The sequence below is a fragment of the Ornithinimicrobium cryptoxanthini genome (assembly GCF_023923205.1).
Lineage (GTDB): Bacteria > Actinomycetota > Actinomycetes > Actinomycetales > Dermatophilaceae > Ornithinicoccus > Ornithinicoccus cryptoxanthini.
Window position 1 is genome coordinate 46,674 of record NZ_CP099490.1, and the last position, 21,888, is coordinate 68,561.

General features: G+C 69.1%; 16 protein-coding genes. 8 read left to right on the forward strand and 8 right to left on the reverse strand.

Going from position 1 to position 21,888, the window contains the following annotated elements; translation table 11 throughout:
• The first annotated feature begins 35 nt into the window (after window positions 1–35).
• Window positions 36–1,712: a BCCT family transporter gene (locus NF557_RS00230; protein WP_252621090.1), complete on the forward strand. Its 1,677-nt coding sequence runs from the start codon at window positions 36–38 to the stop codon at window positions 1,710–1,712.
• Between the two features lie 80 nt (window positions 1,713–1,792).
• Here the strand turns inward: NF557_RS00230 and NF557_RS00235 are convergent, their stop codons facing one another.
• From NF557_RS00235 to NF557_RS00265, 7 genes are all read right to left on the reverse strand, one after another.
• Window positions 1,793–3,835 carry a M3 family metallopeptidase gene (locus NF557_RS00235; RefSeq protein ID WP_252621091.1) on the reverse strand — a complete coding sequence of 681 codons (2,043 nt, stop codon included), beginning with the start codon at window positions 3,833–3,835 and terminating at the stop codon, window positions 1,793–1,795.
• Between the two features lie 162 nt (window positions 3,836–3,997).
• Window positions 3,998–5,437 (reverse strand): ABC transporter substrate-binding protein, encoded by a 1,440-nt coding sequence (locus NF557_RS00240; protein ID WP_252621092.1) that lies wholly within the window; start codon window positions 5,435–5,437, stop codon window positions 3,998–4,000.
• Window positions 5,438–5,489: 52 nt separating this feature from the next.
• Window positions 5,490–6,758: a branched-chain amino acid ABC transporter permease gene (locus NF557_RS00245; RefSeq protein WP_252621093.1), complete on the reverse strand. Its 1,269-nt coding sequence runs from the start codon at window positions 6,756–6,758 to the stop codon at window positions 5,490–5,492.
• The gene (locus NF557_RS00250) at window positions 6,755–7,669 is read right to left on the reverse strand and encodes a branched-chain amino acid ABC transporter permease (RefSeq protein WP_252621094.1); all 915 of its coding nucleotides are present in this window, start codon (window positions 7,667–7,669) and stop codon (window positions 6,755–6,757) included. Before NF557_RS00250 ends, NF557_RS00245 begins: the two co-directional genes overlap by 4 nt.
• Window positions 7,669–9,537, reverse strand: coding sequence for an AMP-dependent synthetase/ligase (locus NF557_RS00255; RefSeq protein WP_252621095.1), 1,869 nt, complete (start codon window positions 9,535–9,537; stop codon window positions 7,669–7,671). Before NF557_RS00255 ends, NF557_RS00250 begins: the two co-directional genes overlap by 1 nt.
• Window positions 9,534–10,340, reverse strand: coding sequence for an ABC transporter ATP-binding protein (locus tag NF557_RS00260; protein ID WP_252621096.1), 807 nt, complete (start codon window positions 10,338–10,340; stop codon window positions 9,534–9,536). Before NF557_RS00260 ends, NF557_RS00255 begins: the two co-directional genes overlap by 4 nt.
• On the reverse strand, window positions 10,337–11,119 hold the full coding sequence (locus tag NF557_RS00265; protein ID WP_252621097.1) for an ABC transporter ATP-binding protein: 783 nt from the start codon (window positions 11,117–11,119) through the stop codon (window positions 10,337–10,339). The genes NF557_RS00260 and NF557_RS00265 overlap by 4 nt, the downstream gene beginning before the upstream one ends.
• 216 nt (window positions 11,120–11,335) lie before the next feature.
• Between NF557_RS00265 and NF557_RS00270 the strand changes: the two genes are divergently transcribed.
• The 7 genes from NF557_RS00270 (at window position 11,336) to NF557_RS00300 (ending at window position 20,490) form a co-directional block, all read left to right on the forward strand.
• Complete coding sequence (locus tag NF557_RS00270; RefSeq protein WP_252621098.1) at window positions 11,336–12,274, forward strand: phosphotransferase; 939 nt, start codon at window positions 11,336–11,338, stop codon at window positions 12,272–12,274.
• Window positions 12,275–12,333: 59 nt separating this feature from the next.
• Window positions 12,334–13,311, forward strand: a complete 978-nt coding sequence (locus NF557_RS00275; protein ID WP_252621099.1) for a TIGR03885 family FMN-dependent LLM class oxidoreductase — start codon at window positions 12,334–12,336, stop codon at window positions 13,309–13,311.
• Window positions 13,298–14,974, forward strand: a complete 1,677-nt coding sequence (locus tag NF557_RS00280) for an alpha-amylase family protein (RefSeq protein WP_252621100.1) — start codon at window positions 13,298–13,300, stop codon at window positions 14,972–14,974. The genes NF557_RS00275 and NF557_RS00280 overlap by 14 nt, the downstream gene beginning before the upstream one ends.
• A gap of 32 nt (window positions 14,975–15,006) precedes the next feature.
• Window positions 15,007–15,264, forward strand: coding sequence for a DUF7218 family protein (locus tag NF557_RS00285; protein WP_252621101.1), 258 nt, complete (start codon window positions 15,007–15,009; stop codon window positions 15,262–15,264).
• The gene (locus tag NF557_RS00290; protein ID WP_252621102.1) at window positions 15,261–15,785 is read left to right on the forward strand and encodes a DUF6328 family protein; all 525 of its coding nucleotides are present in this window, start codon (window positions 15,261–15,263) and stop codon (window positions 15,783–15,785) included. Before NF557_RS00285 ends, NF557_RS00290 begins: the two co-directional genes overlap by 4 nt.
• A 241-nt stretch (window positions 15,786–16,026) precedes the next feature.
• Window positions 16,027–17,547, forward strand: coding sequence for a DEAD/DEAH box helicase (locus NF557_RS00295; RefSeq protein WP_252621103.1), 1,521 nt, complete (start codon window positions 16,027–16,029; stop codon window positions 17,545–17,547).
• A 216-nt stretch (window positions 17,548–17,763) separates the two neighbouring features.
• On the forward strand, window positions 17,764–20,490 hold the full coding sequence (locus tag NF557_RS00300; protein ID WP_252621104.1) for a cell wall-binding repeat-containing protein: 2,727 nt from the start codon (window positions 17,764–17,766) through the stop codon (window positions 20,488–20,490).
• Between the two features lie 112 nt (window positions 20,491–20,602).
• On the opposite strand, the gene NF557_RS00305 is transcribed toward NF557_RS00300, so the two are convergent.
• Window positions 20,603–21,769 carry a dipeptidase gene (locus NF557_RS00305; RefSeq protein ID WP_252621105.1) on the reverse strand — a complete coding sequence of 389 codons (1,167 nt, stop codon included), beginning with the start codon at window positions 21,767–21,769 and terminating at the stop codon, window positions 20,603–20,605.
• Between the last annotated feature and the right edge of the window lie 119 nt (window positions 21,770–21,888).

The window sequence follows — 21,888 nt, forward strand, 5'->3', positions numbered from 1 at the left end:
TGTCGTGAGCTGACCGAGACCGAAAGGCGCCCGCCATGCTGGAGGACCTGGCCGCGAGACTCAGACTCCGAACCAACACCACCATCTTCTTCACCTCAGCCGGGCTGATGATCACCTTCCTCGTGCTGCTCCTGCTCTTCCCAGAGTGGACCGGTGAGACGTTCACCACCGGACGTGGCTGGGTGGTGACCAACCTCGGGTGGTTCTTCATCTTCGGCGTCACGATCTGGTTGCTGTTCCTGATCTTCATGGCGCTCAGCAGGTTCGGCAACATCCGGCTCGGGCCTGATGACTCCAAGCCCGCCTACAGCAACGTGTCCTGGTTCGCGATGCTGTTTGCCGGCGGCATCGGCACGGTCCTGATGTTCTGGGGTGTCGCCGAGCCGATCTCGCACTTCATGGAGCCCCCGCGGGACAACGTGGAGGCCTTCTCGGTGGAGGCGTCGCAAGATGCGATGTCCTTCTCGCTCTATCACCTGGGCCTGCACACGTGGACCATCTTCACGCTGCCGGGTCTCGCGTTCGGCTATTTCATCTATCGCAAGGGCCTGCCGATGCGGGTCAGCTCGGTGTTCTATCCGTTCCTGAAGGAGCGGATCCATGGCCCCATCGGTCGGACGATCGACATCTTTGCCATCCTCGGCACCCTCTTTGGCCTGGCCGTGTCCATCGGCTTGGGCACCCAGCAGATCAATGCCGGTGCCGCGCACCTGGGCTGGGTGCCCGACGCAGTCTGGCCCAAGGTGGCGATCATCGTCTTCATCACCGGCGTCGCGATCTATTCGATCGCCTCCGGCCTGGACAAGGGCGTGAAGCGGCTCTCGAACATCAACATCGGTATGGCGATCGGCCTGATGCTCTTTGTCTTCTTCACCGGGTCCACGGTCTTCCTGGCCCGACAGATCATCGAGTCAATCGGTCTGTATGGCCAGAACCTGGTGCCGCTGGCGTTCTGGAACGACGCGATGGCTCGCTACACCGATGAGCAGGGCTGGGGCTGGCAGGGCACCTGGACCGTCTTCTACTGGGCCTGGACGGTGACCTGGTCGCCCTTCATGGGCATCTTCCTGGCCAAGATCTCCCGCGGGCGCACGATCCGTGAGTTCGTCGTGGGGGTGCTGGTCGCGCCGACCGCTTTCACGCTGATCTGGTTCAGCATCTTCGGCTGGTCCGCCATGGACATTGACGGCATCGGCGGCGACGGTGGCGAGATCTCAGCGGCGGTCGCCGAGAGCGTGCCGGTGGCGATGTTTGAGTTCTTCGAGCACTTCCCGCTCACCCTGTTCGTCCAGGGCTTCGCACTGCTGATCGTGGCGGTCTTCCTGATCACCTCGACAGACTCGGCGGCGCTCGTCGTCGACATGCTGTGCACCGGCGACGGCGATCCCGGGCCCGTCCACCAGCGGGTCTTCTGGGGTGCCTCCATCGGCTTCCTCGCGGCATCGTTGATCGTGCTGGCCGGGGACGAGGGTCTGGTCGCGCTGCAACAGGTGATCACGGTGGTCGGCCTGCCCATCTTTATCCTCGTCTTCGCCATGATGTTCGCGCTGATCAAGGGGGTGTTCCGCGAGGTGCCACCGTTGCCCAGGGGGACGATGCGCGCCCTTCGCCGCTCCGGGATGCAGGCCGTCCCGGTCGGACCGGAGCGCGAGCAGATCGCTGACGACGAGGACGTCGAGGTGGAGGGAAAGGAGGCGACGCCCGCCGACTGATCGGCTCTGCGACTGATCGGCTCTGCGACTGATCGGCTCTGCGACTGCTCAGCTCTGCGACTGCTCAGCTCTGCGACTGCTCAGCCGCCCAGGCCGAGGCGGTGCAGCAGGTGCGAGACGTCCGGATCGGCGCCACGGAAGTTGCGGTAGGTGTCCATCGCCTCGACGGACCCACCCGGAGCCAGCAGACCACGCCGGAAGGTCTCGCCGGCGGCGCGTGAGAGGCCCCCGTTGTCGCGGAACCAGGCGACGGTGTCGGCGTCCATGACCTCGGACCACAGATAGGAGTAGTAGCCGGCCGAGTAGCCACCGGCAAAGATGTGCGCGAAGTAGGTCGACCGGTAGCGCGGCGGGACCAGCGGGAAGGCCACGCCCGCCCGCTCCAGGGCGGCGGCCTCGAACTGTTCGACGCCGGCGCCGTCCTCGGGCAGCCCCGCCAGCGGACTCTGGTGCCAGGCCTGGTCCAACAGCATCGCCTTGAGCAGCTCCAGGGTGTGATAGCCACTCTCCTGGCGGGAGGCCACCAGCGCCTCGATCCACTCCGCAGGCACTGGGTCGCCGGACTCGTGGTGGCGCGCGAACTGCGCGATGAGCTCCGGCTCCCACGCCCAGATCTCGTTGACCTGGCTGGGGAACTCGACGAAGTCGCGCGGGACCGCGGTGCCGGAGCGGGACGGGTAGCGCACGTCGGACAGCAGGCCGTGCAGGTCGTGCCCGAACTCGTGGAACAGCGTGATCACGTTGGTCCACGTCATCAAGCTCGGTGAGCCGGGCGCGGGGGCCGGCACGTTGCACGTGTTGGTCACCACCGGCAGGTCACCAGTGAGCCCGGACTGCTTGACGAGTGAGGTCATCCAGGCACCGCCCTTCTTGGACGGCCGCGTCCAGGGGTCGATGACGACGGCTCCGAGGACACTGCCATCCTCCTCGCGGACCTCGAAGACGCGCGCCTGCTGGGTGTAGCCGACGAGCTCGGGCCGCTCGTGGAAGGTGATGCCATAGAGCGCGGTGGCTGCCGCGAAGACGCCGTCGTGCAGCACCCGCTCGAACTCGAGGTAGGGCTTGAGCTGGTCGGTGTCGAAGCTGGTCTCTGCCGCCTCACGGCTGGCCAGGAACTGCCAGTCCCACGGCTCCAGGGTCGCGCCCGGCTCCAGCTGCTCCAGCCGCTGCCGCAGGGTCTGCGCCTCCTGCTCGGCGATCGCCACGACGCCCGGAGCCAGGCGGCCCAGGAGGTCGTTGACGGCATCGGTCGTGCGGGCGCACGAGAGCTCTTGTGAGTATGCCGCGTGGTGCGGGTAGCCGAGCAGCCTCGCGCGCTCGTCGCGCAACCTGGCCAGCTGCACCAGCAGGTCGCGGGTGTCGTGCTCCCCGCCCAGCCCCCTGGTGGTGGAAGCTCGGTAGATGCGCTCGCGCAGCCCGCGGTGCTCCAGCACGTCGAGCAGCGGCTGGCCGGAGGTGTTGACGATCGGCACGAGCCAGCCGTCCAGATCCCGGTCCTGGGCTGCCTGCTCGAGGCCGGCCTTATCCTCGTCGGAGAGTCCGGCCAGCTCGGCGGCATCGGTCACGTGCACGGCCGCCGCGTTGCGTCCCGCGCTGACGACGGTCTCGAACTGCGTGGACAGCGTGGCCAGCTCGGCGTTGAGCTCGCGCAGCCGCTGCTGGTCCTGGTCGCCCAGGGCGATGCCGCCGCGCTCGTAGTCCTTGAGACGACGCTCCAGCGAGAAGGAGTCCTGCTCGTCCAGGGTCAGCTCACCGCGCTCGGCACGGTCGGCCAGGGACCGCAGCCGGTCATAGAGGCCGCGGTGGAGCAGGATCGCGTCGGTGTGGGCCGCGAGCCTGGGCGCGAACTCGGCCATGATCGCGTCCCGTTCGGGCGTGGTGTCCGCCGAGCGCGCCACCCAGAAGGCGGCCAGTGTGCGGTCGAGCGTGGCGCCGCTGAGCTCCCAGGCGTGCAGCACGTTCTCCACCGTGGCGGGCTCGTCCTCGGCAGCGATGGCCGCGAGGTTCGCCAGCTGTTCGGCCATGCCTGCCTCGGCGGCCTCGCGGACGTGGGCGTCGGTGAGGTTCGCGTAGTCGGGCAGGGCGAACGGCAGGGTGGATCCACGCAGCAACGGGTTCGGCATGCGGCTATTGCAACACCTGCCGCCGACTCCGACCACCGCAGGGGCGGCCGGGCAGCACACAGGACGTCCGCCGCAGCCGGGGCCGCGACGGACGTCCTGGGGTGGCTCACACGTGGTGCGTCACCACCTGGTCAGGCAGGCGCTGCGCGCGCCCGCTGTGGGTCAGCTGCTCGCCGAGCAGGCCTGGGTGTAGTCGAGACCCTCGAAGGTCGAGCCGTGGAAGAACTCGTTGGTGGTCTCGATGCCGAGCGGCGCCTCGGCGTTGGGCGTGCCGATGATCAGACCGCTGGAGGCCACCTCGGCGCCGTTGCCGCCGTAGGTGATCGGCTCGGCCATGCCGTCGAAGTCCACCTCCAGTCCGTCCACCGCGGCACGCAGACCGGCCCGGGTCAGGTCACCGCTGTCGGCGGCCTTCTGGAGCAGGGCGTGCATCGAGTAGTTCATCGCCCACCCGATGACGTAGCCGCCGTTCGCGGGCTCCTCGCCGTCCAGCGATGCCTGCATCGCCTCGACTGCTGCACTGGTGCCGTCCCACTGCTCGGTCGGCACCATGTGGTTGTAGAGAGCGGTGAGCGCCGGAGCCGCGGCACTCTCCAGCAGCGCCGGGTTCCAGGTCGGCAGGGAGCCGAGGAAGCGACCGGTGAACCCGCCGGCCGCGAGCTTGCCGACGATCTCGGCGTTCTCGGCCGGACCGACCGCGAGGATGACCACGTCCGGCTGGGCAGCCATGACCGCCGCGACCACCGAGTCCTGGCCACCGGTGACCTGGTTGGGTCCGGTGGGCACCACCGTGACGTCAGCGACGCCGTTGGCCTCCGCCCAGAGCTGGGCACCGGCCGCGGAGTCGCCTCCGTAGTCACCGGGGTAACCGACGGCGGCCACGGAGCTGATCTCACCGTGGTTCTCGGCGAACCAGTCCAGCCCGACCATCGACTCGACGCAGTAGGAGTAGCCGAACTCCATGATCAGGCCCATGTCGTTCTCCTCGAACGAGTAGCCCGACCACCAGGAGGCCGGCACTGCGACGATGTCGTTGGCATCCATGTCGGCCAGGACCGACTCGGTGTTGACCGTGCCCAGCGAGTGGGCCAGCGCCAGGATGTTGGGCTCGATCTGCTGGTATGCCGCGGCGTGCTCAGCAGGCTGGTACTTGGTGTCGCGGGTGTAGGTGTCGATGTCGACGTCGAACCCGGCGATGCCACCGTCGGCGTTGACCTGCGCCCAGTAGGCACGCTGAGCGTCGACAATGGGCACGGCGAGCGCCGCGAACGGGCCCTCGGTGAGGTCGGAGAGGACCCCGAGATAGATGCACCCGTTGTCCGGGTTCACGCCCTCGGGACAGGCCTCCTCGGTGACGCCGTCACCGATGGCGATCTCACCGCCGGCGTCGGGGTCCTCAGACTCCGCCGCGGGGTCCGACTCGGACGAGGCGTCCGTGTCCGGCTCGGGAGTGTCCTCGGCGGCATCCGCCTCGGAAGGCGTCGTCTCGGGCTCGTCCTCGACCGCGGTGCACGCGGACAGGACCAACCCGGTTGCAGCAGCCAGGGCGAGCAGCCGCCGCGCGGGAGAGGTGCGCGGCGAGCGCACTGTGGTGGTGGACATGAGTGCTCCTTCGTGAGGGTGATGCATGGACGGGGCTAGTAGCTACGCATTTTCAGTAACTGAAGGGCCAGGCGGTGAAGTAGGTCCGGACCCGGTGCCAGAGGCCGAACAGGCCGCGCGGCTCCAGGATCAGGAAGAGCACGATGAGAGCGCCGAACAACATGGACTGCAGCTGGAAGATCGTGATCAGACCTCCGCTGCCGGTGGAGACGAAGGGCAGCCACGGGGCGACCCACTCCAGCACCCGCGGGAGGAGCACCACGAAGGCGGCGCCGATCAGCGTGCCCGTGATGGTGGACACGCCACCGATGACCACGATGGCCAGCAGGCTGATCGCCATCAGGATGTTCCACTGCTCGGGGGCGACCCTGCCGATGAGGATGGCGTAGAGACAGCCGGCGACCCCGGCGTAGGCGCTGGAGAGCACGAACGCCAGCGTCTTGGTGCGCAGGAGGTTGACGCCCATGATCTCGGCCGCGATGTCGCGGTCACGCACGGCGGCGAAGGCACGGCCGGACCGCGACCGGGCCAGGTTGCGGGCGGCCACCGCCAGCACGACCAGCAGCACGAGACAGACGAGATAGAGCGAGACGTGGGGGGCGATGAGGAGCGGACCCACGGCATACGTGCCGGTCAGATCGTTGCCGAAGAGGACCGGCACGGCGCCGGCGCGACCGACCCCTGACCCACCGGTCACGGCCGCCCACTGCTTGAAGACCTGCTCACCCAGCATGAGCAGGCCCAGCGTGAGCACGGCGAGGTAGAGGCCGCGCACGCGGGTGGCCAGGGGTGCGACGACCAGACCGATGATCCCCGGCACGATCGCCGACAGGAGCAGCGCGAGCGACAGGTCCAGCTCCCAGCCGATGACGATGGAGCCGGGGACGCCCGAGACCACGGCGCCGGTGTAGGCACCGACCGCCATGAAGAACGGGTGCCCCAGCGAGATCTGCCCGGCATAACCGGTGAGCAGGTTCAGGCCGATGCCGGAGATTGCCATCACGAGAGTCACCGACAGCAGGTGGGTCAGGTCGCGGGTCAGCCAGAACGGCACGATGAGCGCCAGCAGGACCACGGCCAGGGTCCACCACCGTTTGGCGGGGGTGTCGAGCAGGGCCGAGTCGGCGGCATAGCTGGTGAAGAGCCTGGGCCGGCCACGACCTGCGCCGCGCCTGACCCGTCCGCCGACAGCACCGGTGCGCAGCGAGCGCGACTGGCCGGTGAGACGAGCGGTGTCCCACGACGTGGCATCGGGGGTCGGGTTGTCGCCCGACGGTGTGTCCTGCGTCGAGGTGGTCCGGGGAGAGGTCGCGGACGTCATACGCGCTGCACCTCCTTGGTCCCGAACAGCCCGTAGGGCCGGATGAGCAGCACCAGGATCATGACGAGATAGGGCGCCACATTTTCAAAGTTGGGTCCCAGCCAGGGCGCGTGGATGGGTTGGTAGGCACGCACGAGACCCGAGAGCAGCCCGATGGCCAGACCGCCGATGACGGCACCGCGGAAGGAGTCGATGCCGCCGAGGATGAGGGCGGGCAGGGCGACGAGGGCAAACAGTGCGTCGTTGGCCTGGACGACAGACCCGTTCGCGGCGAGCAGCACCCCACCCAGCGCGGCCAGACCGCCACCCACGGCCCACGCCAGTGAGAACATCCGCCCCACGTTGATGCCCTGGGCCATCGCCGCCTCCTGGTCCAGCGCGGTCGCGCGCATCGCCAGCCCGACCCGGGACCGGCTGAGCCACAGGCCGAGCGCGGTGAGGACGACCGCGGTGACCGCGATCTTGCCGGCATCGCTGTGCGAGAGGACCACGCTGCACACCGGGTCGCCCTGGATCAGGCACGTCTGGTCCAGCTGCCACGGGTCGTTGATGGTGCGGGCCCGTGCGGCAAAGAGGCGGAAGGCGAGCACGAGCAGGATGGTGAAAAGCCCGACGGTGACGAGGGCGGTGGCAAAGATCGGGCGGCCGACCATCGGGCGGATCGCGACGCGCTCGATGCCCACCGAGATCACGGCCACGACCAGCACCGCCAGCACGACGGCCACCCAGAAGGGCAATCCACGGTCGACCGCCAGCACCGAGGTGAAGTAGGTGCCCAGGATCAGCAGCCCCGGCTGGGCGAAGTTGAGGACACCGGTCGCCCGGAAGATGACGACGAAGCTCACCGCGATCAGCGCATAGACCGCGCCGTCGCCGAGACCGGAGATCAGAGCCGTGGCCACGGTGCCCATCAGCCGCTCCGCCCCAGGTCGGCGCCGGCGTGCTCGGTGCTGCCGGCATACATGTCCTCCACCAGGTGGGGGACCGTGGCGGCGAACGCCCCACGCTTGAGCTTCTGGGTCGCGGTGAGCTCACCGTCCTCGTGGTCGAGCTCCTTGTGGAGCATCCGGAACTTGCGGACGGACTCCACGCGGGCGACCCGGGTGTTGGCGTCGCGGATGATGTCAGAGATGAGCTCCACCGTCTCCGGCTTGGTCGACAGGTCCTTGTAGGTCGTGTATTCGATGCGGTTGCGCGATGCCCAGTCGGCGACGGTGTCGAACTCGATGCCGATGAGGGCGGTCAGATAGGGACGCTGGTCGCCGATGACCACGGCCTCACGCACGAAGGTCGAGGCCTTGATCGCGTTCTCCAGCTCGCTCGGGGTGATGTTCTTGCCCCCGGCGGTGATGATGATGTCCTTGATGCGGTCGATGATCTTGAGGAAGTCGCCGTCGACCCACGTGCCGACGTCGCCGGTGTGCAGCCAGCCGTCGGCGTCCAGCACCTCGGCCGTCGCCTCCGGCTGGTGCCAGTAGCCCACGAAGTTGCCGGGGTGGCGGGTGAGCACCTCGCCGGTCTCCTCGTCGAGCCGCAGCTCGATGTCGGGCTGGGTCTGGCCCACGGTCCCGAAGCGCACGTGCCCGGGCCGGGTCGCGGTGGCCACCGCGGTGTTCTCGGTCATGCCGTAGGCCTCGTGGATCAGCACTCCCATGCTGAGGAAGAACTCCAGGACCTCGGGGGCGATCGGCGCGGCACCGGACAGGGCATGACGCACCTTGGCCAGCCCCAGGTGACGTCGCAGCTTGCGGTTCACCAGCAGCCAGGCCACGAAGAACAGCACGCGGGAGGACAGGTTGGGAGCCCCGTCGGCCAGCTGCTGCCTGGCCGCGCGGGTGCCCAGACGGTGACCCAGGCCGTATGCCGCGCGCTTGAGTCGCGAGGCGTTGGCCATCCGGATCGCCACGGTCGCCTGGATCTTCTCCCAGATCCTGGGGACGGCGAAGAGCACGGTCGGCTGCACCTCGGCCAGGTCGCTGACGACCGTCTCGATCGACTCGGCGAAGTGCACGAGCGGGCGGTTGCGCACCCCGCCCCAGGTGCTGATCGCGCGCTCGACGACGTGCGACAGGGGCAGGTAGGAGACGAGCACGTCGTCCGCGTGCAGACCCTGGGTGCCGAACATCCCTGGGGCCCGGGCGAAGATGGCGGCCCCGAAGTCGACGTTGCGCGCGCTGAGCATCGCGCCCTTGGGCGGCCCGGTGGTGCCGGAGGTGTAGATCAGGGTGACCAGGTCGTCCGGCGTGCGCTCGGCGTCGACGCGGCTCAGCAGGTCGGGGTCGCCGGCGCGGTGCGCCTCGCCCCGGCGCACGAGCTCGTCCACCGACAGCAGGCGCTCATGCCCGTAGTCGGTCATGCCGCGTCCGTCGAGATAGACCACCCACTCCAGGTGCGGCACCTGCTCGACCAGCTCCAGCGCCTTGTCGACCTGCTCCTGGTCCTCGGCCACCAGGACGCGCGCCCCGGAGTCGGTCAGCAGGTGGCGCACCTCGGCGACCGGGTTGGTGGGATAGATGCCGACGATGGGCGCTCGCAGCATGTTGGCGGCCAGGTCGGTGTAGAGCCACTCGGGACGGTTCTCCGACTGGATCGCCACCCGGTCGCCGGCCCCCACGCCCAGGGCCGCGAGGCCGAAGGCGATCGCCTCGACGTTGTGGAGGTAGTCGGCCCAGGTGATGTCGCGCCACAGGCCGTAGCGCTTCTCACGCAGCGCCACGTGGTCCGGGATCTCTGCTGCGGCCCTGCGCAGGAGCTGGGACAAGTGCTGGACCTCGCTCACGGCGCCTCCTCGCCCAGGCCCTGGAGGACCTCGTCGGCCGCTCCGCCCAGGTAGGCCGCGATGACGGCGGGGTCGTGCTGGACCTCCTGCGGGGTGCCGAGCGCGATGGGGCGGCCGAAGTCGATGACCAGCACCCGGTCGGCCAGGTCCATCACCAGGCGCATGTCGTGCTCGACCATGACGATCGCCATCCCGAGCTCGGTGCGGATGTCCAGGATGAACCTGGCCATGTCCTCGGTCTCCTCGGCGTTCATCCCGGCGACCGGCTCGTCCAGCAGCAGGAGCTCGGGCTTCATTGCCAGGGCGCGGCCGAGCTCGATGCGCTTCTTGATGCCGTAGGGCAGGATGCCGACGGGGTGACGGCGCACCGCGGTCAGACCGAGGAACTCGATCAGGTGCTCGATCTCCAGCCGGGCGGCGCGCTCCTCGCGCTGCGCCGCGGGCAGCCACGCCATCGCCTGCCACCACGGCACGCGCATCAAGTGGTGGCGCCCGAGCAGCAGGTTCTCGAGCACGGAGAGGTTGTCGAACAGCTCGATGTTCTGGAAGGTGCGGGCGATGCCGCGCGCGGCGATCTTGTGCGGGCGCTTCCCGAGCAGGGACTCACCCTGGAAGCGCACGTCCCCGGCCTGGGGCCGATAGACGCCGGAGATGCAGTTGAAGGTTGAGGTCTTGCCGGCGCCGTTGGGTCCGATGATCGCCAGCAGCTCGCCCTGGTGGACGTCGAAGCTCACGCCGTCGAGAGCGATGTTGCCGCCGAAGCGCAGCGTCAGGTCGGTGGCCCGCAGGAGCGGCTCGGTCATGACAGCCACCGCTTGCGGCGCTTGTAGTGCTTGACGTCTCGCAGCGAGGTGCCCTCTGCCCCGATGCCGAGATAGAACTCCTGGATGTCGGCGTCCTCCCGCAGGCGCCTCGCCGGGGCATCCATCACCGTGATCCCGTTCTCCATGACGTAGCCATGGTGGGCGATCGACAGGGCCATGGCCGCGTTCTGCTCGATGAGGAGGATGCCGGTGCCGGTGCTGTTGATCTCGACGACAAGGTCGCGGATCCGCTCGACCATCATGGGTGCCAGGCCGAGGCTGGGCTCGTCCAGGAGGAGATAGGACGGCTCGGCCATCATCGCGCGACCGATCGCCAGCATCTGCTGCTCGCCGCCGGACAGGTAGCCGGCCAGCGAGGTGCGGCGGTCGGCCAGGACCGGGAACATGCCATAGATGCGGTCGAACTTCTCCTGCATCCCCCGGGTCGAGGCGGTGTGACCGCCCACGCGCAGGTTCTCCTCGACGGTGAACTCGACGAAGACGCGGCGTCCCTCCATAACCTGGCCGACCCCGGCCCGGACCACGGCGGCCGCGCTGCGAGTGTCGAGCGGGGCACCGTCGATCGTGGCGTTGCCCCGGGTGATCTTGCCGCGGTGCACGTTGAGCAGTCCGGTGATCGCTCGCAGGAGGGTGGTCTTGCCCGCTCCGTTGGCCCCGAGGAGTGCGACGATCTGGCCGCGGTCGACGGACAGACTGGCACCCCGGACTGCCAACATGACGTCCTCATAGACAACCTCGAGGTTGTGCACCGCCAGCATGGAGGCTCCCTGGGTCGGTTTCACGAAAATCGGCCGGGTGCGCTGACGGTACTGGGTGAGGCGACGTGCTGGTGCTCTTGTTACTCAAACGTAACCAAGTGACCCTCAGCCCGGCGTGCGTCTGGGCTCGTGTGCAGGTCAGCAGGACTCGCCACAGGAGCGGGGCCGGCAGCCTTCTGCTGCTGCGGAGCGGGCGGTCTGCTGGGATGATGACGTATGCCCGACGCACCGTTGACTCCCGAGGAACTCACCGCCCGGACCGGGCTGGCCACCGAGGCGGCCTTCAACGCGGCGACCAACCTCGACCTGCGGGTGGAGGAGACCCGGGTGCTGCACGACGTCTTCTCGCTCGTGCTCCATCTGCATCCCTCGCCGGTGGTCGTGCGGATCCCGCTGGTGCTGGCTCCCGGGACGACGCCTGAGGACCTGGCGCTTCGGCAACGCCGTGAGCTCGACGTGACGGACTGGCTGTGGCGGGAGGGTGTGCCGGTCGTGCGCCCGTCGCCGCTGGTGCCGCTCGAACCGGTCCGCGAGGACGACTTCTCGATGACGTTCTGGGAGCTGGTCGACGTCGCGGACGACCACCAGGCCTATGCCCAGGCCGATCACGCGGTGTGCGCCGCACTGCACGCTGCCCTGGCGGCATACCCCGGGGTGCTGCCCTTCCTCGCCCCCTTCAACGAAGGACTGCCCGCGATGATGGAGGCACTCGAGGGCTCCCCGCACCTGACGGACGACGACCTCGACCGGGCGCACGCCGAGTGGCGGGCGCTGCGACCCGTCCTGGCGAGTGCCAGCGCGTTCCACGAGCGGTTCCCCCAGCCGGACGTGCAGCCCATCCAGGGTGACACCCCGTCCAACAACGTCATCCGTTCGACCCGTGGCCTGGTCTTCAGTGACTTCGAGGATGTCTGCCTGGGGCCGGTCGAGTGGGACCTTGCCGGTCACGGCCCGGAGGCTGTGGCGGCCTATGACGCAGCTGCCGGTCCGTTGGACATGCGCACCATCGATCCCGAGCTGCAGCAGGTGATGGACACGGCTCGTAGCCTGCAGATGGTGGCGAGCTTCTCCCTGGTGCCGCAGCTGCCGATCCTGAAGCAGGGCCTGCAGGCTCCGTTGGAGGCGTGGCGCGCCTCGCCGTCGCTGGTGCTCTAGCAGACGCCGGGCCGACGGGCCGGGTTGCGCGGTTCACATCCACGCGGTGTGGTGGGGTGGTGACCCGCTTCGGATTCCACGCCAGCCACGAGCAGATCGACCCCGCGCAGCTGCTCGTGGACGTCCGTCACGCCGAGTCCGTGGGGTTCGACATGGCGATGTGCTCGGACCACATCGCTCCGTGGAGCAGCCGCCAAGGTCACTCGGGCAACAACTGGACCTGGTTGGGCGCCGTCCTTGCCACCACGGCGTTCCCGATCGGCACGCTCGCGATCCCCGGGCACCGCTATCACCCGGTGGTGCTCGCACACCAGCTCGCGACGCTGGCACAGATGTTCCCCGACCGGGTCTGGGCGGCGCTGGGCAGCGGGGAGGCCATGAACGAGCACGTCACCGGTGCCCGCTGGCCGCAGAAGGAGGAGCGGGTCAGCCACCTCGAGGAGTCCGTCGACGTCATCAGGAGGCTGCTGACGGGCGAGGAGGTCAGTCACCACGGCAGCTTCACGGTCGACCGCGCCCGGCTCTGGGACGTGCCGGAGGCACCCCCGCTCCTGCTCGGGCCGGCCATCTCACCGCCGTCCGCCGCCCGCGTCGCAACCTGGGCGGACGGGTTGGTGACCGTCTCCCAACCGGCGGAGGTGCTGCGCGACGTCGTGACGGCATACTCCGATGCCGGAGGCACCGGCCGCCTGGCGGTGCAGGTGCACCTCAGCTGGGCACCGACCCTGCAGGAGGCCGAGGCGCTCGCACACGACCAGTGGAGGAGCAACGTCTTTGCGCCACCGGTGCCGGCCGACACCATGACCACGCAGGCGTTCGACGCCATGGCCGAGCACGTGCCAGAAGGGGTGGTCACCAAGACCGTGCGCGTCTCCGAGGATCTCGGACGGCACCGCGAGTGGCTCGCGGAGTTCGCCGAGCTCGGCTTCGACGACATCTATCTGCACCACGTCGGCCAGGACCAGGCCGCCTTTATCGAGATCTTCGGCGAGCAGGTGCTGCCCGCCGTGAGAGGTGTGAACGATGCGAGCAACTGACACGAGCGATCTCTGGTGGAAGAGTGCGGTCACCTACTGCCTGGACGTCCAGACCTACCTCGACAGCGACGGCGACGGGGTCGGCGACCTGCAGGGCCTGGCGGACCGGATCGACTACCTGGCCAAGCTGGGCGTCAACTGCCTGTGGCTGATGCCGTTCTATCCGAGCCCGCACCACGACGACGGCTACGACGTCGCCGACTTCTATGGCGTCGACCCTCGCGTGGGCACGCACGGTGAGCTGGTCGAGGTGATCCGGACCGCGCAGGACCGGGGCATCAAGGTCATCGCGGACCTGCTGATCAACCACACCTCGGACCAGCACCCCTGGTTCCGCGAGGCGCGACGCAGCAAGAACAGCCGCTACCGCGACTTCTATGTCTGGCGGGACACCGAGCCGCCGGACACCAGCGACCAGGTCGTCTTCCCCGACGAGGAGGACTCGATCTGGACGTATGACGAGCGGACCGGTGAGTGGTACCTGCACCACTTCTACGCCCACCAGCCGGACCTCAACGTCGCCAACCCGGCCGTCCGTGACGAGGTCATGCGGATCGCGGGCTTCTGGCTCCAGCTGGGCGTGGACGGGTTCCGGGTCGATGCCGTCCCGTTCTTCATCGAGGACGTCGAGACGTCCGGAGACCCGCAGGGCGCACCGGCCGACCCGCACGACATCCTCAAGGAGCTGCGGGCGTTCCTGTGGCGGCGCAAGGGCTCCAGCATGCTGCTGGGCGAGGTGAACCTGCCGTTCACGCAGCAGCTGGAGTATTTCGGTGGGGACGCCGGCGACGAGCTGACGATGATGTTCGACTTCGTCGGCATGCAGGCGATGTATCTGTCCCTGGTCCGCGAGGATGCCCGTCCCATGGCCAAGGCCCTCAAGGACCGCCCGGCCATCCACCCGAGCTGTCAGTGGGCCAACTTCCTGCGCAACCACGACGAGCTGACCCTCGACAAGCTGACCGAGTCCGAGCGGCAGGAGGTCTTCGACGCGTTCGGGCCGGACCCGGACATGCAGCTCTTTGACCGCGGTCTGCGGCGCCGCCTGCCCCCGATGCTGGACGGTGACCCCCGACGGATCCGGATGGCCTACAGCCTGATGTTCTCGCTGCCGGGCAGCCCCAGCATCTTCTATGGGGAGGAGATCGGGATGGGCGAGAACCTGGACATCCCGGGGCGACTGTCGGTGCGCAGCCCGATGCAGTGGGACGGCGACCGCAACGGGGGCTTCTCCACGGCGCGTCCGTCACGCTTGACGCGGGCGGTCACCCAGGACGGTTATGCGCCCGAGCACGTCAACGTGGCGGACCAGCAGCAGAGCCCTGACTCGCTGTGGCGCTTCTTCCGCGAGCTGATCAGCGTGCGGCGCGAGTGCCACGAGTTGGGCTGGGGCGACTTCTCGATCATCGAGCAGGACACGACAGCGGTGCTCGCGCACCGGTGTGACCTGGAGGGCAGTTCGGTGATCGCCGTGCACAACCTCGGGGCCGACCCGGTCACGGTGGCTCTGACCATCGACGGCCCGGACGACGACGCCGTCCTGGTCGACCTCTTCGAGGACTCACGGGTGCCGCTCGACCGTGGCGCCGTGACGCTCCCCCTGGACGGCTATGGCTATCACTGGCTGCGGCTCCAGCCCGCCCCGCAGCGCGATCGGGCGTAGCGTGAGGAGTCCGACCACCTGAAGGAGGAACCATGAGTGAGAACTCCATCAAGGACCCGGAGATGTATGAGTCTCTGCGCGACGAGGGCAACTCCAAGGAGAAGGCCGCCCGCATCAGCAACGCGGCAGCCGCCGAGGGACGCTCTGAGGTCGGCCACCGCGGCGGTGAGGCCGAGGACTACGAGGACCGCACCGTCGACGAGCTGCAGGACCGGGCCAAGGAGCTCGGGATCGAGGGCTACAGCGACCTGACAAAGGACGAGCTCATCGACAAGCTGAGAAATCATTGACCGAACCCGAGCCCGAGCCGCCCCAGCCGGATGACTCCCGGCGACATGAGACCGAGCTGGAGCGCTATGACCGCAACTGGGCGGAGATCCTGCAGGAGCTGCGGGTCACCCAGATGGGCACCCAGATCCTCACCGGCTTCCTGCTGGCCGCGGCCTTCCAGGCCAAGATCGATGAGCTGACCCCGTTCCAGCAGACCACCTATCTGGTCCTGGTCGTGCTCGGGGTCACCACCACCGCGCTCGGCCTGGTGCCGGTCAGCCTGCACCGCACGCTGTTCCGCCACGGCATGAAGAAGGCGGTGGTCGACATGGGCCACCGGATCCTGTGGCTGGTGATGGTCGGCGTCGGGCTGATGCTCAGCGGCACCGCGATCCTGATCTTCGACCTGGTGCTCGGGACACCCTGGTCGCTGGTCGCTGGAGCGTATGTCCTGATCGCACTGGTGGCCTTCGTGCTGGTCCCGAGGGCCATCTCCCGCCGCCCCGAGCCGGACAGCCAGGCCAGGTCAGACCAGGCGTGAGCTCGCGCTCTGCTCTCCCGGTGTCGTGGGCGAGCTCCCTCCCGGCACGGGCTGCACCTTTTCTGGCGCCCGGTGCCGTACACTGGTGACAGCACCCCGATCCGTCTTGCCGCGGGGCTGCCTGCAGTGCACCCGCTCTCATGTGGCGATTTCAGTGCCGCTGCGCCTCCCACTTCTGCAACGATGCAGTCCCTGGCGCGCGATGGGTGAGACACCATTTTGAGAAACCCGGAGTCTCCCTGTGTCCCAGGACTTTGCACGCCTCGGCGTGCCCGCCCCGCTGTGCGACCACCTCGCGAGCAACGGCATCACCACCCCCACCCCGATCCAGGCAGCCACCCTGCCGGACAGTCTGGCCGGCCGTGACGTGCTCGGCCGTGGCCGCACCGGCTCGGGCAAGAGCTATGCCTTCCTGCTGCCGATGGTCACCCGCCTGATGGGCTCGGGCCGTCGCCGCACCCCCAAGCGCCCCCGCGCGCTCATCCTGGCGCCGACCCGCGAGCTCGTCGGTCAGCTCGAGACGGCCCTGGCGCCGCTGGCGCAGATCGCCGGCCTGCGCACCATGACCATCTTCGGTGGCGTCGGCCAGAACCCCCAGGTCCGCGCGCTCGCCGCGGGCGTCGACATCGTCGTCGCCTGCCCCGGACGCCTGGAGGACCTGATGGGTCAGGGTCACGTCATCCTCGACCACATCGAGATCACCGTCCTCGACGAGGCCGACCACATGGCCGACCTGGGCTTCCTGCCCGGCGTCAAGCGGATCATGGACAAGACCCCCCGCGAGGGCCAGCGCATGCTGTTCTCCGCCACGCTGGATGCTGGCGTCAACGTCATCGTCAAGCGCTTCCTGACCAACCCGGTCACGCACGAGGCGGACTCCGAGCAGTCGCCGGTCGACGCCATGAGCCACCACGTGCTGCACGTCGGTCACGACACCCACCTGCCGGTGCTGCTGGACCTGACTGCGGCCCCTGGCCGCACGGTCGTCTTCACCCGCACCAAGCACCGCGCCAAGAAGCTGGCCCGCCAGCTCAACGCCTCCGGTGTCCCGGCGGTGGAGCTGCACGGCAACCTGAGCCAGAACGCCCGCACCCGCACGATGGATGCCTTCCACAGCGGTGCGGCCGCGACCCTGGTCGCCACCGACATCGCCGCGCGCGGGATCCACGTCGACGACGTTGCTCTGGTCATCCACGCCGACCCGCCGGTCGAGCACAAGGCCTATCTGCACCGCTCGGGCCGCACCGCGCGCGCCGGCAACTCCGGCACCGTGATCACCCTGATGACCGATGACCAGGTGCGCGACGTGCGTGACCTGACCCGCAAGGCCGGCATCAAGCCGACCACCACCCGCGTCGACACCACGCACCCGCTGCTGCGGGAGCTGGCACCGGGCGAGCGGGAGTATGCCGGCGCTTTCGTCCACGCGGTTCCTGCCGGTGGGCAGCAGGCCGGTGGCCGCAACGGTGGTGGGCAGGGCAACGGCGGAGGGCGCTCGCACGGTGGCGGTGGCCAGCGCGGTGGCCGTCCCCAGGGCGGTGGCAGCCGTGGCGGGTCGTCCCGTGGACGCAGTGGCGGGCAGGGTTCTGGTCGCTCCGGCGGTCAGGGCGGCCAGCGCACGGGTGCGGGCCGTTCCGGCTCGGGCCGGTCGGGCGCCGCGGCCTCCGGTGGTCGAGGCTCCGGATCCACCGTTCGCTACTCCAGCAGCTCCGGAGGCGCGGCGGCCTTCTCCGCAGGATCGCGCGGCGGTCGCAGCCGCTGACCAACCGGGGCTGCAGCCCCCGCACCCTTCTCAGACGGCCCCCAGCCCGCGGCATACGCAGGCTGGGGGTCGCTCGTGTTCATGTGTTGGTCAAGTGAAGGGCTAGTCAATGTCACCGATTCCGACTACCGTCACCTCAGGCACGTGGTCGCTGGCAGCGGCTGCCGTGTCGCCCCGTGAGCGCCGCTCAGGCGTCCATCTCAAAGGAGCGAATCGATGACCCAACCCCACCGCCGGCGGCGGCGCGGCCCGCTTGCCGCGCTCGCCGCCGCGTCGTTGGTAGCCAGTGGCGCGGCCACGGCAACCACTGTTGCGCAGGCCGACACCGAGGACGCGTCGGCTACTGCTGTCCCCCAAGCCGTTGCGGCTGAACGCATCAGCGGTGCTGACCGCTATGGCACCGCCGCCGCGGTGGCCGCCGAGTACGAAGGCGGAGCGGACGTGGTCTACATCGCGTCAGGCACCAACTATGCCGACGCCCTGAGCGCGCGCGACCACGCGCACGCCGCCGCTGGCAGTGCCCCGCTGGGGGACAACCTGTGGCACGAGGGGGACGACGGCGGCAACGCCGCCCCCGTGCTTCTGGTCACTCGGACCCAGATCCCTGGCGCCACCATCGCCGCGCTGAAGAGTCTCAACCCGTCCCAGATCATCGTGGTCGGCGGCACGGACAGCGTCAGCAGCAAGGTGTATGACGGGCTGAGCGCCTATGCGGGCAACGTCGAGCGACTTGCTGGTGACGACCGCTACGAGACCGCTGCCGCGGTGGCCGAGCGCTGGCCGGCCGGCTCGCCGGTCGTCTTCCTGGCCTCTGGCGAGACCTATCCCGACGCCCTCACGGGCGGGGCCGTCGCCAGCCGTGCCAACGCTCCCATCCTGCTGACCCGCGCCGGCAAGCTCCCCGCCGCCACGGCAGCCACCCTGGCCGACCTAGCGCCCTCGTCCGTGGTCATCGTCGGTGGCACCACCACCATCAACTCCGCGGTCGAGGCGGCCGTGGCCAGCATCGTGCCGGACACCCGTCGCGTCGGCGGCGCCGACCGTTATGCGACGGCCCAGCTCCTGGCCGAGCGCTACGAGAAGGACGTCGACCGGGCCTTCGTGGCAACCGGAGAGAACTATCCCGACGCGCTGACCGGGTCCAGCCTCGCCGGCTTTGAGGCCGCGCCGTTGCTGCTGACCCGTGCCAACTCGCTGCCCGCCGCCACCCGCGCCGGACTCGACACCGTGTCCCCGCAGGGTGTGGCCGTCGTCGGTGGCCCCCAGACCGTGAGCAACGGCGTGCTGGGCACCCTGAGCGCCGAGCTGCAGTCGTGGGCCACCAGCGTGCACCTGCAGCTGCTGTCGTTCAACGACTACCACGGCCACCTCGAGGCGGAAGCGGACCAGACGCTCACCGAGCAGCAGGACCCCGACCAGCACATTGTCGGCGGTGTCGAGTTCCTCTCGACCAAGCTGAGCGAGCTGCGGGTCGGTTCCCAGGATGACCAGACGCTGACCGTCGCGGCCGGTGACCTGATCGGTGGCTCGACCTTCCTGTCGGGCATGTTCCACGACGAGCCTGCTGTGGAGAGCCTCAACGTCCTCGACCTGGACATCTCCTCCGTGGGCAACCACGAGTTCGACGAGGGCACCGAGGAGCTGCTGCGCATGCAGAACGGCGGCTGCCACCCGGTCGACGGCTGCTACTTCCCGGATGAGCCCTATGCCGGCGCGGACTTCCAGTGGCTCTCCGCCAACGTCGTCAAGAAGGACGGATCCGGCACGCTGCTGCCGGGGACCGATGTCCAGGAGATCGACGGTGTCAAGGTCGGCTTCATCGGGATGACCCTTGAGGCGACCCCGTCCCTGGTCAGCCCCGGTGGCATCAGCACGGTCAACTTCCTCGACGAGGTCGAGACCGCCAACGAGGCCGCGGCGGCGCTGCAGGCCCAGGGTGTGGAGAGCATCGTGGTGCTGCTGCACGAGGGTGGCTACCCGACCGGCACCTACAACGGTTGTGAGGGCATCTCCGGCCCGATCGTGGACATCCAGAACGGTCTGGACCCGGCGATCGACGCGCTCGTCACCGGCCACACCCACCAGCCCTATGTCTGCACGCTGGAGGACCCGGCCGGCAACCCGCGCCTGATGACCTCCGCCGCGCAGTATGGCGGCGTGGTGACCGCGGCCGACCTGCCGATCGACCGCACGACCGGTGACGTGATCCGGGAGGACCTGGCCGCGGCCAACCACCTGGTGATCCGCGATGAACTGGTGCCCGACGCGGCCGAGACGGCTGTGCTCGACAAGTGGGGCGTGCTGGCGGACGAGATGGCCGCCGAGGTCGTCGGTTCCGTCGCCGAGGACATCACTGGTGACTCCAGCACCTGCCGGTGCGAAGAGACTCCGATGGCCGACCTGATCGCTGACGCGATCCTGTTTGGCACGCAGGCCCCCGAGGACGGAGGCGCGCAAATCTCCTTCATGAACGTCGGTGGAGTCCGCAGCGAGCTCCTGGTCGCGCCGACGTATGCCGAGGGTCCGGGTGAGATCACCTACGCCGAGGCCTACGACGTCGCGCCGTTCGGCAACCTGCTGGTCAGCATCGACCTGACCGGTGCCGACATCAAGGCGGTGCTGGAGCAGCAGACCCAGCCGGCCGGCACCAGCCGACCGGTCCTGGCGCTGGGTGTCTCCGAGGGCTTTAGCTACACCTGGGACGGCACCGCTGCGGCGGGAGACCGGGTCAGCGACATGGCTCTCAACGGGGTGCCGCTGGAGATGGGCGAGACCTACCGGGTCTCGACCCTGTCCTTCCTGCAGGAGGGCGGCGACAACTTCACCGCCTTCACCAACGGCACCAACCTGCAGGGTGGTCCGGAGGATCTGGCCAACCTGGTGGCGTACTTCGGTGCCCACCCGGGTCTCACAGCTCCGGGTGACCGCGTCGCCGGGCTATGAGCAGCACCTGAGCTGACCTCGGTCGGTTCAGGATGACCACCAGTTGGGGCCGCACCGCTTGGTGCGGCCCCAACTGCGTCAGGTCCTGGTTCTCGGTGCCGGTGCCAGTGGCTCAGCTGGTGAACCGCACCAAACTCGGACCGCGCTGGGTCTGCAGGTCCCGGGCCACTGCCTCGGCGTCACGCAGGGTGCGCAGGACATTGCCGCCGGCCAGCTTGATGAGGTCGTCGTCGGACCAGCCCCGCTCGGACAGCGCCGCCAGCAGGCGCGGGTAGCCTGACACGTCCTCCAGCCCGACCGGGAGGCTCGCAACTCCGTCGTAGTCCCCGCCGAGCCCGATGTGGTCCACGCCGACCACCGCACGCAGGTGCTCGAGGTGGGTGACCACCTGCTCCAGGGTCGCCTGCGGCTGGGGGTGCGTGGCGGCATACTGCTCCACCCAGGGCTCAAAGGCGACCAGGTCGGTCGCGGCGACGCCGTCCTGCGCCGCGGCGTCAGAGGCCACCTGCTTCCAGTCCCACACCTCCTGCGAGACGAACTGCGGCGCAAAGACCGCCATGCAGGTCCCGCCGTTGGCGGCGAGGGTCCGCAGCACGTCGTCGGGGACGTTGCGCGGCGACGAGCAGATCGCGCGCGCCGAGCTGTGCGAGAAGATCACCGGTGACTCGGTCACGGCCAGGGCGTCGCGCATCGTGTCGGCTGAGACGTGCGAGAGGTCGACGAGCATCCCGAGCCGGTTCATCTCCCGCACCACCTCGCGGCCGAAGTCGGACAGACCACCGAGCACCGGCTCATCGGTCGCCGAGTCCGCCCACGGCGTGTTGTCGTTGTGGGTGAGCGTCAGATAGCGCACGCCGAGCCGGTAGAGCGCGCGCAGAGCGCCGAGCGAGCACCCGATCGAGTGACCACCCTCGGCGCCCATGAGCGAGGCGATCCGACCGGAGGCGAAGACCTCGTCGACCTCGTCGGCGGTCGTCGCCAGGCCGAGCCGGTCGCCATAGCGGTCGATCATCGTGTGGACGGCGTCGACCTGCTCCAGCGTCTGGATCACCGCCTGGTCCGGCGGCAGGGTCGACGGGACGAAGACCGACCAGAACTGTGCGCCGACGCCACCGGCAGCCAGCCGAGGGAGGTCAGTGTGGTTGGGCGTGCTCGCGGCGATGTCGAGCGCGTCCCAGTCATAGTCGACGAGTGCCCGGGCCCGCCACGGCAGGTCGTTGTGCCCGTCGACGAGCGGGTGGGTGCGCAGCAGTTCGCGAAGGCGTTCCGTGGTCTCCATCTGATGAGTTCTATCACTGGTCGCCGGCGACCCCCGCACGGCGCGTCGGGCGCCTCGCCCACGCGCCGACGCCCCCGACCGGTGGCTGAGAAATACTTCTGCAGAGGGATTCCCCCAGG

Excerpts from the sequence above, each read along its gene's own strand:
- NF557_RS00230 (WP_252621090.1), top strand. The coding sequence starts at position 36 with ATGCTGGAGGACCTGGCCGCGAGACTCAGACTCCGAACCAACACCACC.
- NF557_RS00245 (WP_252621093.1), bottom strand. The coding sequence starts at position 6,758 with ATGACGTCCGCGACCTCTCCCCGGACCACCTCGACGCAGGACACACCG.
- NF557_RS00260 (WP_252621096.1), bottom strand. The coding sequence starts at position 10,340 with ATGACCGAGCCGCTCCTGCGGGCCACCGACCTGACGCTGCGCTTCGGC.
- NF557_RS00300 (WP_252621104.1), top strand. The coding sequence starts at position 17,764 with ATGACCCAACCCCACCGCCGGCGGCGGCGCGGCCCGCTTGCCGCGCTC.
- NF557_RS00305 (WP_252621105.1), bottom strand. The coding sequence starts at position 21,769 with ATGGAGACCACGGAACGCCTTCGCGAACTGCTGCGCACCCACCCGCTC.
- NF557_RS00265 (WP_252621097.1), bottom strand. The coding sequence starts at position 11,119 with ATGCTGGCGGTGCACAACCTCGAGGTTGTCTATGAGGACGTCATGTTG.
- NF557_RS00270 (WP_252621098.1), top strand. The coding sequence starts at position 11,336 with ATGCCCGACGCACCGTTGACTCCCGAGGAACTCACCGCCCGGACCGGG.
- NF557_RS00240 (WP_252621092.1), bottom strand. The coding sequence starts at position 5,437 with ATGTCCACCACCACAGTGCGCTCGCCGCGCACCTCTCCCGCGCGGCGG.
- NF557_RS00280 (WP_252621100.1), top strand. The coding sequence starts at position 13,298 with ATGCGAGCAACTGACACGAGCGATCTCTGGTGGAAGAGTGCGGTCACC.
- NF557_RS00235 (WP_252621091.1), bottom strand. The coding sequence starts at position 3,835 with ATGCCGAACCCGTTGCTGCGTGGATCCACCCTGCCGTTCGCCCTGCCC.
- NF557_RS00250 (WP_252621094.1), bottom strand. The coding sequence starts at position 7,669 with ATGGGCACCGTGGCCACGGCTCTGATCTCCGGTCTCGGCGACGGCGCG.
- NF557_RS00285 (WP_252621101.1), top strand. The coding sequence starts at position 15,007 with ATGAGTGAGAACTCCATCAAGGACCCGGAGATGTATGAGTCTCTGCGC.